This window comes from Alkalibacillus haloalkaliphilus, assembly GCF_007991275.1.
Lineage (GTDB): Bacteria > Bacillota > Bacilli > Bacillales > Alkalibacillaceae > Alkalibacillus > Alkalibacillus haloalkaliphilus.
The window spans coordinates 183,903-196,589 of sequence record NZ_BJYA01000003.1; the positions used below are offsets into that span (position 1 = coordinate 183,903).

The following is a 12,687-nucleotide window of genomic DNA, read 5'->3' on the forward strand; positions in this document are numbered from 1 at the left end:
GTCAAAAGGGTAGTACTTAAGTTAGTGAATAATACATAAGGAGCTATCATATGAAATTCTTACTTAAACGCTATAAGATGGTTTTTTTACTTTTTACCTTACTCCTAATCATAGGTGGCTACACCTTCTATGACTTACCACAACGTGATTTCCCTGAAACACCGATGAATCAGGCGACTATTACGACGCCTTATCCTGGAGCTTCACCTGAGGATGTAGAACGAGAAGTCACATCAACAATTGAAAATGAGATTCACCAAATTAACGGCATAGAATCTTACCAATCCACGTCATCACGTGGTGTATCAAACATTATACTTTCGCTTGATGATCGTGAAAACCACCAAGAAATAATGACAGAAGTTAATCAAACCATTAATCAATTAAAATCGAACTTACCCGATGAAGCGTTAGATGCGAATGTGTCTTTATCAGAAGTGACAACACCGAGTCAGTCCTACTTTTTAACAGCTGATCATCCCGATGATTTAGAACAGCTCCACGAGTTAAAAGATGCGTGGACTAACCAAATTGAACAAATAAATGGTGTATCACATGTTGAGTTTAATGGTTTAGAAGAACAAGAGATTATTATTAACTTTGATTCTGAGACGATTCAAGACTATCAAATTCAATTCGCTGACATTCTTACAGCTTTAGAAGATGAATGGAATCCTAACCCTTTAGGAGAGCAAACGACTGATGACGGTTACCGAACGTTAACCATTAATCATATTAATGATATAAATGAAATTGAAGATACGAGAATTCCAACTGGTGATCAAGGCTCTATTAATTTAAATGAACTGGCTGAGATTACCGTTACTTCAACTCAACAACCGGATCTAATTACATATGATGGGGACTCAGTAATCAACATAACGGTATTTCTTCAAAGTGGAGAAGATATTCCAAGTAATAGTCAACTAGTTGATGAAGAAGTTCAATCATTAATGACACAATTACCAGAAGTCATTAACCTTCACCATTACTTTGCTCAAGATGAATTTATTGCTAATGTATTTGATGATTTATTTCTTTCATTAGCCATTGCTGTCTTAGCTGTCATTTTAGTAACGACATTAGGGTTAACTTTTATGGGCTCAATTGTTGTAGCTATAGCAATCCCAACTTCCCTTATTTTAGGTTTAATTCCTTTGCCATTACTAGGAACTGACTTGAACCAGATTTCAGTGATCGGTGCAATTATCGCATTAGGTATTTTAGTTGATGACTCGATTGTACTTAATGACAATATTGAAAGACGTTACCGTTTGGGTGATCAAGCACTTTCTGGAACGGTTAAAGGAATTAAAGAAGTGAGAAACTCTATTATCACTTCAACTTTAGCGATTGTCTTTACTTTTTCACCTTTAATCTTTTTGTCAGGTGCAAACGGAGCTTTTATAAGAGCACTACCGAGTGTTTTAATTTCAACATTAATAGCTTCAACGATTGTTGCACTAATTCTAGTTCCAGCAATTCGTTATTTTCATTATCAGAAATCGAGTAAGAAAATTAAAGCAAACCCTGGTATACTTGGCAAATGGCTAAGTAAAGGGGCAAGGTTTTACGCTAACCGTATTATTCGGAAGCTCATTCGAGTGCCTAAGCGTACTGTTGCCATTGGATTATTGATGACAACGAGTTTATTTCTGCTTATTTTATGGACACCTTTTGAGTTTTTCCCTTCTGCTGATCGGGAAGAGGTTACAATTGATGTCACACTGCCAAATGGCCTTACAAAAGCCGATACGTTAACGACTTTACAATCAATTGAAGAAGACTTGTTAAACGACCAAGAAGATGAAATTAAAGATATTAGTTTATTTACAAGCGGAAGTGCTCCAGCGTTATTCGGTCAACCACAAAGTAATACTGGAGAACATACGGGTCGGATGTATGTAAGAATTAATCAAGATGAAACGAATGCTGGATCATTTATAGATCAGTGGGAGAATCAACTAAGAGATGATTATGAAGAAGCTGAAATCTTTTTAGAAACGATCCAACAAGGACCGCCAACTGGTGCACCGTTAACGGTGACTGTATCTGGAGAAGAACTATCTAATATGTTAGACATCCGTGATGAAGTGATCGAACTATTAGATGATGCAGGTACTGAACTTGTTGTTGATAACGTTGGTGATTTAACACCTAACCTAACTTACGAACCAAATCGTGAAGAAATGGAAAACTATAACGTGACCGTTCAAACGATTAGTGAACAAATTAATTTACGTACGACAGGGATTCCCTTTGCACAAATTAATTCTGGACTCGATCAATATAACGTTCAACTTTATCTTGATCGATTAGAAGAATATGAAAGCTTAAACCTTGAAGAGATCGTCATACCTGTTGATTCTCAAGAAGGTCCGCCAGTTGCTAGTTTAGATGAGTTTGTTGATGTAGAAGAAAATGAGGTCATTCCGAGGATCCACCATGAAGATGGTGAGAGAACTGTTACGATTAGAGCTTATGCTGATCAAACTGATGAAATTGAAGATACAATCACACCATACATTGAGGATTTTAACGATACTCATAATCAGTACGCTCTAACGGTTGGAGCTGAAACAGACAATCAAGATACGTTCTTCGCAGAAATTACCGTCATCTTTTCTGTCGTCGTATTGCTCGTTTATTTATTAATTGCATTTCAGTTCAACTCACTAACAATGCCATTTCTTATTTTAATATCTGTCTATTTAGCGATTGCAGGAGCTATATTAGGGCTATTCGTCACTCAAACGCCAATTAGCTTCTTAGCTATTACCGGGATGGTCTCACTAACAGGTATAGTGGTAAGGAATTCATTAGTATTAGTGGATTTCATTGAACAATCAATCAAATCAAATTCCACTATTAATGAAGCCATTGTTAAGTCATCTGAAGCTCGATTTAGACCAATAGTGTTAACAACAATCACATCGATTATCGCACTAACACCTGTTGCCATAAGTGGTGATGTATTATTCCAACCACTCGCAATCACGATCATTTCCGGGATTGCTTTCTCAACTGTATTAACACTATTACTTGTGCCTGTACTCTACATGTTATTTAAAAGAGCATAAATGACTTTTGAGTGTAACTTCAATAAGGGGCTTAGAATTTTTTCTGAGTCCCTTTATTACACCAATTTCTTCTTCAATTAACGCCTCTGTCAATTGAATATGTGGAATTCCTACTCTTCGTAGACCTTAACAAATACAGAACCGTGCAGAGTATCACCAACATAAGCATCTAATTTCCACATACCACTTTTGGGTAGAGACATGTTTGAAGGCATATGTTTATCAGCACCATTATTTGCGCTACCTAATGTCTGCCCATCTATTAATGTTATGGTATTATCATTCAATTCATGAGTAGCATTAACTGTTACTTCTCTAGCATCAAATTCATCATCTTCTCCCCAAAAATGCCACATATATTTATTTGCCTCACCAGCATAAAACCTTGTAACATCATCATCGTAAATAAAACCTAATCTGTCCTCTATGCCTAGCATAGTATATCCATTCGATTCAAACATTTCACTTTCTTCCCAATTCTCTTCTTGAGTACATCCAGCGATAAAGAGAGAAAAAAGCATCAACAAAGAAACTAATAAAAGATAGTATTTTTTCATATATAACCTCCATTCTAATAATCACCTTATTCAACTCTTCTACTTCGTTAGTAGATCAACACAATCTAAATTCTTATTAAACTCTTGCCCCCGATAGTTTAATAAGATTATTTATTTACCCAATTAGGAATGAATTCTCCAAAATAATTACCGATTTTCTGAACTTCAGTCATTATACGACTTATTCCAGTTTCAGAAAGAAACCAGTTATCTTTAGTTATCCCGTGCCTATCAACAACAGGAGAGACAAGAAACTCTACCTCTTTCGGAAATTCGTGTTGATAACATAATAATGCACGCCGAGAATGCCCTGCCTTACAAACTATTATAACTTTATTGTAAGATATACCTTTTCCTTTTAAAACCTCCAAAGAAAAACGAGCATTTTCCAAAGTGTGCTGTGCTTTATCTTCCTTTAAAATCACGTCCTCTGGTACTCCGTTTTCTATCGCAAGATTACTTAGGTATTCCCATTCAGTAGTTCTAACGTGTGGTTTATATCCACCAGATGGAAGGATGTACGGTGCTAATCCTTGTTTATACAAAGCAGCTGCTTTTTCCATTAGTGGAGGATGATTTGCCCCAGGAACTAAAATAACATCTGCTGGAGAAATTTCTGTTTCTACGAAAATAAAGTCGGTAATACAATCAAACGGAAAAGTCATTAGTAATTCCCCCTTTATATAAGCTCCGATATATTAAGGTTTCCTTGTTGGACATTCCTGCTCACGTTAGCTCAAGAGATCTTCTAAACCAATGTTAACATAATATTCCAATAATTATATCAATAAAAAAGACGACCAACTTTCTTGATCGCCTTGTTAAACTCTTGCCCCCGTTTGTAGAATAAGAAACTCTTATTCATGGGTCTTAATCTCTTCTTTATGCTTAAAAAGGAAGTATATAGACAGACAAGATAAAATCAAAAAAGATAGTATAGAAATGAAACTATCAGCAATAAAACTAAGCATTACTGCAACAAAGATAATGAAGATACTCAGAATGATTCTAATCACTTTATTGCCCCTTTCCCGTTAAAGTAAGATATAAACTGCCGCATTTTCTTGGAATATTCTGCTTCCTTAGCTCAAGATTCATCGCACATAGAACAATCGTACCCTTTAAACCATATTGTAATAATCGAGAGACACCCATATCAAAAATGTAAATATGACAAGAATTGAAGTCAATAAAATCCACGAATAAGGTTTTTTTGGTTTCCGTAAGATGTCATACATTAAGTAAGATAAAAAACAAAATAGCAAAATCATAAATAATACTGTAAGCAAAGGTATTAGCAAATACATTCTATATACACCTCATTATACCGTTAAATAGCCCAATTCTAGAACATAGTTAATCATTGCTCTTGGCACTATCATGCTTCGTTAGTTGAAGAGCGATCATCCTTTCTGAACAATCGCCCTCCGTTAGCTCAATAATTGAAATATTAACTATATTAGTTGAGTCTCTTTTTTAAACTTTTTACTCCAGCTTATAGTCTGCACCATCAATCATTATAGACATTAAGCTTTTAAACAATCTTTGTTGAGACAGATTTCCCCAGTCCTCTTCGTACTCAGCCATCAGCCACATTACTTCATCAAGAAAGACATGCTTTATCGCCTTTTCTTGATTACATATGAACAATTCTTATTCAAGTAAACTGCTCACGTCAGTTTAAAAGCAATCGTTCTTATTGAACAATCGCCCCCATTAGTTTATGTACATTCTTTCACAATTAGAGTTCGTTTTATATCAATAATTGGTTTGTTTAATTATAATACCTGTCTTTTCTTATCCAATTTAAAATGCATCTACCTCTATAACTATAGTCCGATGTCCCTATGCATGAATATGATTCTTTCTATTTCTTCAAAACCATTTTTCTTATAAAATTCTTCAGCAGGTATTCCTCTATCTGTGAGCAGGGTAATGTTACTTATATTATAGCTATGAAGCTCTTTTATTAAATGATTTAACAGCTTTCTTCCAATCCCCTTATTTTGACATTGTGTTTTTACACACATTTCATTAATAAAGAACTCATCTCCGCTCCACCAATATCTATTCACACCAAAAATAAAGCCGAAAATTTCGTCGTTTTCTACCGCTAAAACGCCTAAAAATCCAGGTGTCTGGTAAAAACTCAGTAAATATTTTTAGCCTTTGTAAATGTCCATTCATCATTCCAAGGATCATCGTTGAATACCTCAATGAATGTTTCCGTACATTTCATTAAATCATTTCTTGAAAAAAGTATGAATTCCAAGGTAAATTCTCCTTATCATTAAAGGTTTTATTAAAATCTCCATAACCATTTATTAAACGTCTTCATCTATTTTTCGAAAGTTATACGCAACAAAGCCAGCAATTAAACCGAATGCTGTAACCCAAAGAAAATGTGGTAAGTAATAAGTTATCTCAACGAATGTACCTTTGACATAATCTGTTACTATAAAAATTGTCATCATTAAGATCGGAAATACTATAATCCAAAACAACATAGATTTTACCGGTTTAGACATCATATCACCCACCTTGTTTTAACCTAGTCCTCGTATTTTCACTATCCTGCTCACTTTAGTTGAATAACGCTAATACATCCACATACCCAGTTAACTAAAAAGCAGCATACCAAAAGTAATAGAGAAAATTATTGTAAGAAGAATTCCTACCAGACTACAAACCATACCCACGACTACTTTTCTTTTTCCGGTTTGATTAATACTCTTTATTTGTCTTAGCCCTATGACACCATAAACGAAGCCAATAATTCCAAGTATTAAGCCGATCGATACAAAAGAAGTAACAATTGAAAGAAAACCAAAAACCAACGAAACATTACCTTTGCTCTGAGCCTTATTGTAAATGTCATCTGATGCATGAAGATTATTCATATTTCCCCCACCTTTTATCTACTGAAGCAGTACTTGATCAATAATACTATCGGAGCACACATTACTTATATTTTTTAAATATCGAACCGATTGAAACACTTAGTAGTTGAATCAAACATAGAAACATTCCATTCATAATATAATAATGTAACCCTTGATAGCCGTACCATGGTAAAGGATATCGTTCTGTTACTGGAGGGATGAATCCCCTGAAATAATCAGCATTATTGTAAAACTCGATCAAATACCAAGAACAAATAACAAAAGATATACCAAAAGTTATTAAAATGAAAAATGAACTTTTAATTATGTCATTGGGATAAGCTTTATGAATGTAAATAGCTATTCCTATTGATAAAAACAAACCTAGAACAATGATTAAAAAGTTAAAGTATATAATGACATCTACATACGGTGGACCTATATACGAGTGTAAACGAACGTCTAATAAAAAGAATAAAACCCAATACATTGCCATTGCTGTAACAAAGGACATTGCTACAAACAACACCCCTGTTAAGAGGCCGATGAATGACCTTTTCAAATAATCACCTCAATACAATTTTTTCGCATAATTGATTTCATTAACCAACTGGCTTGGTTAACTTATACGTTACTTCGCATTTGATCAATTTCTTTAGAAATATTGCACTAATTAAGCAATGTTTCTACTTAAGGATTTTAAGAATATTCTTTGAGTTTTTCAGCATTCCGAGCAAACCAAGCTCTTTTTTGGCTTCTCTAATTAATTTCTTGTCCGCAAGTTTAATGACCTCATCATCTGCAGATAAATAATTACCATCATTAAACATTGGTTGAGGGTCATACTCAATTGTAAGTTGGATCGCTCGTGTTTCTATTTCTCCGACAATTTTATTTGATAAATATATAGCCATATCAATACCTGCTGATACTCCAGCAGCAGTTATAAATTTATCTTGTTCTACTACTCTCTCACGTGTTGGGATGGCATTAAATTGACTTAATAAATTTATTGGTTTCCAATGCGATGTTGCTTTTAACCCTGATAACAATCCAGCTGATGCTAAAATAATCGAACCAGTACACACAGATGTGGTCCATTTCGTACTTTTATCTACTTCTCTAATCCAATTCAATACATTCTCATTCTCTATTTCCTTCATAAATGCTATTGAGGAACCTGGTATGACTAGTATATCTGCTTGGTTAATATCATTAATATTATACTTAACATTAATATCAATGAAGCCAGAGTCAGCCTTTATTTCACCTTTTTCTTCTGCTACAAATAGTACTTCAGCATCTGTCATATTCCTTAAAACTTCATATGGACCAATAGCATCAAGCATCGTCATTCCATCATATACATAAATAATTATTTTCATCGCTTACCCCTTTAGTTTATTTAGCCCACACCCCATTCTAAAACAACTACCCTTTCGGCGGTTCACTTTGGGGCTTCGTGTCGTAAAGCTCATCAGTTGCTAGTCTCAATTTCAGATATCAATTTAATGTTCTTTATTTGTTGTTGTTTTACCTACCGCACTAGCCCCTTCCAAACAAATTCCTGGCAAATGATCCGCTCCTTAGTTCAAAGGTAACCATTACAAAATGTACATTTGCGTTACCTCACAAGCTCTAAAAGCACTTGATTAACTTCATTAGAAAAATTAGGGTTTTTCCAAATAGTTACAGATTTACGTTCTCCATGCTTCTCTATTAAGCGTTCTAATACAACATAGGCTATATAGTAAGCTAAACGTGTATAACCAAAGTGCGTACCCCCATTAATCGAAAACCATTCACTAAAAATCTTTGTTGGCGACTGTTGATTTATGTCTTCAATAAAAGTAGATACGATCCTTGATTGGTGATCTTTTGCAAAATTAAGCCACTCTTCCCCATGATCATCATACGAAAAATAAACAGGTTCACCTGCGGTTGTGACTTGTTTTGAAAAGTAAGTTGCACAACCTTCTTGTAACAGCCAAGTAAAAGGGCTATTCCAATTTAGGTTTGACCAACTCAACTCCTCTTGATCCGAAAGAATATTATGTAAGACATGTCCAAACTCATGTGCAATAATCACTTCTAAATGTTCATCTATAGCAGATAATCTTTCTAAGCAAAACGTCACTTCAGGAATAATTTGACGGTGGGTAAAAGCATTTGATCCAAATGCTCCAACGATTATATGTACATCCTTTGTAAATTCAACATCATACTTATGCTCATATGTTAACTGGACTTGTTTAATTAAACCCTCAATCTTATCATTCGACTCTTTAATGTCACATAATTTCTCTGGGTAAATTTGAATAGCTTTTGTAATCTTTTCGTCCACGTTTTTACAATGGTACAAAAAATATTCCTTAAAGTGTGGCGAAAACTTTTCATGGTATTGTCTTAAAAATTCTTCTGTTGGAACAAAGTTCTCCAAGAAATAAGGAACCGTATTATGAATTTTCATAAGTTATCTCCTTTAATATAAAAGTTATCAACACACATTTCTTATTCTTCTGAGAACTCGAACTCCCTATCCCAGGAAAGCTTTAAATTTTCTAAATATGAGTAGAGTTTGTTAGAGTCAGTTTCATGATAACTACCATGTATAAAAGGTTCACTTATAAATAATTTTCCATCTTGAAATAGTCTTAAATGAGTCGTCGGGGCTCCATTAGAATATTTTAAATCAATTGTATAATTGTTTATCCAATCTGTTTCGGTGGAGGTCTTTTTTAAGTTCGTTGATGTTAATTGTTGATAGATAGATTCAATAGTATCAGGATCCTCTATAACAGTTGAAAGACCTTTGTTATTATTAATATCAAAAAGTGTTATTTCTATCTTTGTTAGTTCCTCACTATGATTATAATAGCTGTGGATTTCGCTTAATTCATTTTCGAAAGTCGTGTATCTCGTCTGGTTATAAACAAAAAAGGATATTACAAAGATTATGATAATCCCAAAACCGATTAGATAATGCTTCCTTTTCATACAAGCCCCCCTTATGTTTAGATATGCTGAGATAAGCGAATCATGTCCCTACACTGAATTCCGTTTTCAATGATTTCATCTGGGTAATGCCTAACAAAAAAGTCATTATCAACACCAACTATTCTAAAGCCGCATTTCTGATAAAGAGCAAGTTGCCCTATGCTTGAGTTTCCAGTTCCAATTTCAATAGTTTTGTAGCCTTTTTTCTTGGCTACATTAATTGAATTCATTACCAACCTTTTGCCTATCCCTCTACCATGTTGTTCTTCAGCGACTGCAACATTTACCAGTTCCACCGTCTCTGGTCTTGTAGGAAGTAATACAAACACCCCAATAATTTGCTGTTCAACTTCTGCTATAAAGCACTCACCCCTAGCGGTATATCCCTCAACAATATTTCTTGATGGGTCAGCCAGTAGCAACAATTCCAACGGAAGTTTCTCATCTTTATTAAGTTTCCTTATATCCATTTTTACCTCGCTTATAATTTTCGGTCTGACTTTAATAAAAACTATTAACCTTATATACTAAATTTAGTAAATGATGATGAAGTTCAGCATTCAACAGAAATAACTCAATGGCTTTCCGGTGATAGTCATCATTATTTCAGTTTCTTTTCAAAACTATAATAAAGTTTTTGTTCATAAATTCTCTCATCATATTTTTCAAAACCTAAAGGAATCCAAAAGTCCAATGCTTTCTTATTTATCGCATGAACAGCAATTTGGATTGATTTCACACCTTTATCCCTCATTAGATCTTCGTATAGAAAATAAGACTCTTTGGCATAACCTAAACCTTGATACTCTTTGTCAATTAGAAGTAAGCTTAACCATGGTTTGTGTGCACGAGGACTGAGCATCCCGTATTCAATAATGCCAATCGGCTCCTCATCTAAACTTATTAAGTATCTATTTGTTTTTAGCTCTACCGCTTCTTCGTATTGATATAGTATATCGTTGGCTTCCAAGTATCTTTTATCAAAAGCAATATAGTTATATTCAGGGTTACTATTAAATATTTTCTTTTCAATACTTACTTGATCCCTATGACTTTCAACAAATGTTAACATCATTGGTCTCCTTCTCATTTTCACAGCAACCATTTTTTTAATCTCATTAAATTTTCTTCTAGAAATAACGCATGTTCTTCTTTTCCTCGGCGTTTACACCACCCTATACTATTAAATGCATCCGTAAATCGATAGAAAGGCAATACTAGTTCTAAGTCAATTAATGGTCTGATACTGTTATAACCTCTTTGAAAAGCCCTATATAAACTACTGTCATAACTTAAAAAGTCGCGATACAATTTGGTGAAATCAACTTCTGTTGAACCAAACCTTACACTTTCAAAATCAATCACTCCTGAAACTTGATCATGGTCAACAATTATATTTGCTGGGCGAAAATCCATATGTACAAAGCTTGGCCCATCGGATGAAGGAAGCTGTTGTTTCATTCGTTCAAACTTTTCAATTGCTTTTTGATATAATTGCACAGCCATTACTTCCTTAGCATCTTCTGCAAAACTATAAAATTGTTGATCAATAAATTGAGACCAGTTTGGGAATTCATTTTTTATACCACTTAGTACTTGCTCTGAAGGCGGTTGAATGGAATGCATTTTAGCATGAAGGACACCCACTTGGAACGATGTTGTTGGTTTAGCTACAGATGTCAGTGGTTTCCCTTTTAGTTCAGATAACAAATAAGCACCAGGACATTCATCATCACCTGACCAATAATTGATCAATTCTGGAATTGATACGTTTCCTTTTAAAATTTGATAAGCTTCTAATTCTCGCTGATACTTCAACTTTGTAAAAGGAATCTTCAAATAAACATTCTCACCATTAGACAATGTACATTTATAAACTGTTGAACTATGGGAGTCTTCAACTTCACTTATTTCAAATACATCCAATTCAAATTGTTGAATAACACGATTTGACACCCAAACAACTCCCTTCTACTTATAAATGCATTTATTTTTTTGAGTATTTCTTTGCAAATGTTGAAGGAGAGAAAGAAACTTTATAATCACCTCTAAGTTCCTTCTTCACTTTGTCAGTTAATAATCTACCAATTCTATTATGTTCTTCTTCAAGTTCAACACCATTAGAAACGACTTCATCATTAGTCCAGTTAATCCATTCGCCATATTTCAAAATCCACTTCATTAACTCATCTCTTAATTCAATGGATATAGGAAATTCTTCTGAATCTAAATTACACCCACAGTGATGACACCAAAAAGGGTCCGCTCCAACGTCACCTTCAACTTTTATATCATTAGTTTTCTTTTCGTCACAAAGACATTCCATAATGCTTTATATACCCTCCAAATACTCTTCAATCAATTGTAAACTCCGCTGCAAAATGGTTCTCTTCGTAATTTGTAATACGCTTCACTATACGGTATTCTCCAGTATCTAAACTTCCACAGATTCCTAACGTCTACATCGTTAAACTTCCAACCCATTAGCTTAATAACTTACCCTCTTGTTCTCATTACCTTTGAACATAGATCTAATCCCTTTACCGGCAAGAGCTTCATCTTCATATCTAGGCAAAACGTGAAAGTGCGCATGGAATATGTGTTGCCCTCCAACTTCACCACAATTCCATCCGAGGTTATATCCTTGAGGTTGGTGTTTTTCATCTAAGTATTTCTTAACTTCTTGTAAGAGTGTATATGTAGCATTCCATTCTTCCTGTGTCATGTCAAAAACTGTTTCTCTATGCTGTTTAGGAACAATTAAACCTGCACCTTCAAGCTGACTACCTTTCACTTGAAAATGTTCCATCTGTAAAAACATACAATGTTCATTGCTCAACATTACTTTTTGCGTTGGCTCAAGTTCTGGTTTACAAAAAACACAACCTTTAACCACAATAGCGCCCCCTTTGAAGACAACTCTATTTCTCCTACTAAGTCAATCATGTTAGTCTATTAGATCAATCATTATTTCAACTTTAATAAAGAAAAAAATTCTTTACCACATTTGCGAAGACAGCCGATAACGAAATAAACACCACTGGAAAAATAACAAAATACATTACATCTAGTTGAATTGAAATTAATAAAGGGTCTACAAAGTAAAAGTAAAAATGATGACTCATATATACGAATATTAGAAAAAACACCCAAAACAACAGAGTATCTTTC

General features: G+C 34.2%; 15 protein-coding genes. 1 reads left to right on the top strand and 14 read right to left on the bottom strand.

What is annotated here, in order from left to right; all coding sequences use genetic code 11:
* The first annotated feature begins 50 nt into the window (after window positions 1–50).
* Window positions 51–3,080, top strand: a complete 3,030-nt coding sequence (locus AHA02nite_RS05005) for an efflux RND transporter permease subunit (protein WP_146814987.1) — start codon at window positions 51–53, stop codon at window positions 3,078–3,080.
* A 110-nt stretch (window positions 3,081–3,190) separates the two neighbouring features.
* Here AHA02nite_RS05005 and AHA02nite_RS05010 read toward each other — a convergent pair whose 3' ends face one another.
* From AHA02nite_RS05010 to AHA02nite_RS05080, 14 genes are all read right to left on the bottom strand, one after another.
* The gene (locus AHA02nite_RS05010; protein ID WP_146814989.1) at window positions 3,191–3,637 is read right to left on the bottom strand and encodes a DUF4871 domain-containing protein; all 447 of its coding nucleotides are present in this window, start codon (window positions 3,635–3,637) and stop codon (window positions 3,191–3,193) included.
* Between the two features lie 107 nt (window positions 3,638–3,744).
* Entirely contained in the window at window positions 3,745–4,302 is a 558-nt protein-coding gene (locus tag AHA02nite_RS05015) for a YdcF family protein (RefSeq protein WP_146814991.1), read from the bottom strand.
* 1,164 nt (window positions 4,303–5,466) lie between these two features.
* On the bottom strand, window positions 5,467–5,712 hold the full coding sequence (locus AHA02nite_RS15255) for a GNAT family N-acetyltransferase (protein WP_407642718.1): 246 nt from the start codon (window positions 5,710–5,712) through the stop codon (window positions 5,467–5,469).
* A gap of 249 nt (window positions 5,713–5,961) precedes the next feature.
* A complete protein-coding gene (locus tag AHA02nite_RS05030; RefSeq protein WP_146814993.1) occupies window positions 5,962–6,165 on the bottom strand; it encodes a hypothetical protein in 204 nt (67 codons plus the stop codon).
* Between the two features lie 90 nt (window positions 6,166–6,255).
* Complete coding sequence (locus tag AHA02nite_RS05035) at window positions 6,256–6,537, bottom strand: DUF4190 domain-containing protein (protein WP_146814995.1); 282 nt, start codon at window positions 6,535–6,537, stop codon at window positions 6,256–6,258.
* A 61-nt stretch (window positions 6,538–6,598) separates the two neighbouring features.
* Window positions 6,599–7,081: a hypothetical protein gene (locus AHA02nite_RS05040; RefSeq protein WP_170235971.1), complete on the bottom strand. Its 483-nt coding sequence runs from the start codon at window positions 7,079–7,081 to the stop codon at window positions 6,599–6,601.
* A 124-nt stretch (window positions 7,082–7,205) separates the two neighbouring features.
* Window positions 7,206–7,904 carry a DJ-1/PfpI family protein gene (locus tag AHA02nite_RS05045; protein ID WP_146814999.1) on the bottom strand — a complete coding sequence of 233 codons (699 nt, stop codon included), beginning with the start codon at window positions 7,902–7,904 and terminating at the stop codon, window positions 7,206–7,208.
* 239 nt (window positions 7,905–8,143) lie between these two features.
* Window positions 8,144–8,989 (bottom strand): DUF5700 domain-containing putative Zn-dependent protease, encoded by an 846-nt coding sequence (locus AHA02nite_RS05050; protein ID WP_146815001.1) that lies wholly within the window; start codon window positions 8,987–8,989, stop codon window positions 8,144–8,146.
* A gap of 41 nt (window positions 8,990–9,030) precedes the next feature.
* The gene (locus AHA02nite_RS05055; RefSeq protein ID WP_146815003.1) at window positions 9,031–9,516 is read right to left on the bottom strand and encodes a hypothetical protein; all 486 of its coding nucleotides are present in this window, start codon (window positions 9,514–9,516) and stop codon (window positions 9,031–9,033) included.
* Window positions 9,517–9,533: 17 nt separating this feature from the next.
* Entirely contained in the window at window positions 9,534–9,986 is a 453-nt protein-coding gene (locus AHA02nite_RS05060) for a GNAT family N-acetyltransferase (protein WP_146815005.1), read from the bottom strand.
* Between the two features lie 131 nt (window positions 9,987–10,117).
* Window positions 10,118–10,591, bottom strand: a complete 474-nt coding sequence (locus AHA02nite_RS05065; protein ID WP_246118814.1) for a GNAT family N-acetyltransferase — start codon at window positions 10,589–10,591, stop codon at window positions 10,118–10,120.
* 17 nt (window positions 10,592–10,608) lie between these two features.
* On the bottom strand, window positions 10,609–11,472 hold the full coding sequence (locus AHA02nite_RS05070; protein WP_146815007.1) for an aminoglycoside phosphotransferase family protein: 864 nt from the start codon (window positions 11,470–11,472) through the stop codon (window positions 10,609–10,611).
* A gap of 31 nt (window positions 11,473–11,503) precedes the next feature.
* On the bottom strand, window positions 11,504–11,842 hold the full coding sequence (locus tag AHA02nite_RS05075; RefSeq protein WP_146815009.1) for a hypothetical protein: 339 nt from the start codon (window positions 11,840–11,842) through the stop codon (window positions 11,504–11,506).
* 162 nt (window positions 11,843–12,004) lie between these two features.
* A complete protein-coding gene (locus AHA02nite_RS05080; RefSeq protein WP_146815124.1) occupies window positions 12,005–12,358 on the bottom strand; it encodes an HIT family protein in 354 nt (117 codons plus the stop codon).
* Between the last annotated feature and the right edge of the window lie 329 nt (window positions 12,359–12,687).

Excerpts from the sequence above, each read along its gene's own strand:
- AHA02nite_RS05055 (WP_146815003.1), bottom strand. The coding sequence starts at position 9,516 with ATGAAAAGGAAGCATTATCTAATCGGTTTTGGGATTATCATAATCTTT.
- AHA02nite_RS05060 (WP_146815005.1), bottom strand. The coding sequence starts at position 9,986 with ATGGATATAAGGAAACTTAATAAAGATGAGAAACTTCCGTTGGAATTG.
- AHA02nite_RS05065 (WP_246118814.1), bottom strand. The coding sequence starts at position 10,591 with ATGATGTTAACATTTGTTGAAAGTCATAGGGATCAAGTAAGTATTGAA.
- AHA02nite_RS05075 (WP_146815009.1), bottom strand. The coding sequence starts at position 11,842 with ATGGAATGTCTTTGTGACGAAAAGAAAACTAATGATATAAAAGTTGAA.
- AHA02nite_RS05030 (WP_146814993.1), bottom strand. The coding sequence starts at position 6,165 with ATGTCTAAACCGGTAAAATCTATGTTGTTTTGGATTATAGTATTTCCG.
- AHA02nite_RS05015 (WP_146814991.1), bottom strand. The coding sequence starts at position 4,302 with ATGACTTTTCCGTTTGATTGTATTACCGACTTTATTTTCGTAGAAACA.
- AHA02nite_RS05045 (WP_146814999.1), bottom strand. The coding sequence starts at position 7,904 with ATGAAAATAATTATTTATGTATATGATGGAATGACGATGCTTGATGCT.
- AHA02nite_RS05010 (WP_146814989.1), bottom strand. The coding sequence starts at position 3,637 with ATGAAAAAATACTATCTTTTATTAGTTTCTTTGTTGATGCTTTTTTCT.
- AHA02nite_RS05035 (WP_146814995.1), bottom strand. The coding sequence starts at position 6,537 with ATGAATAATCTTCATGCATCAGATGACATTTACAATAAGGCTCAGAGC.
- AHA02nite_RS05050 (WP_146815001.1), bottom strand. The coding sequence starts at position 8,989 with ATGAAAATTCATAATACGGTTCCTTATTTCTTGGAGAACTTTGTTCCA.
- AHA02nite_RS05005 (WP_146814987.1), top strand. The coding sequence starts at position 51 with ATGAAATTCTTACTTAAACGCTATAAGATGGTTTTTTTACTTTTTACC.
- AHA02nite_RS05080 (WP_146815124.1), bottom strand. The coding sequence starts at position 12,358 with ATGTTGAGCAATGAACATTGTATGTTTTTACAGATGGAACATTTTCAA.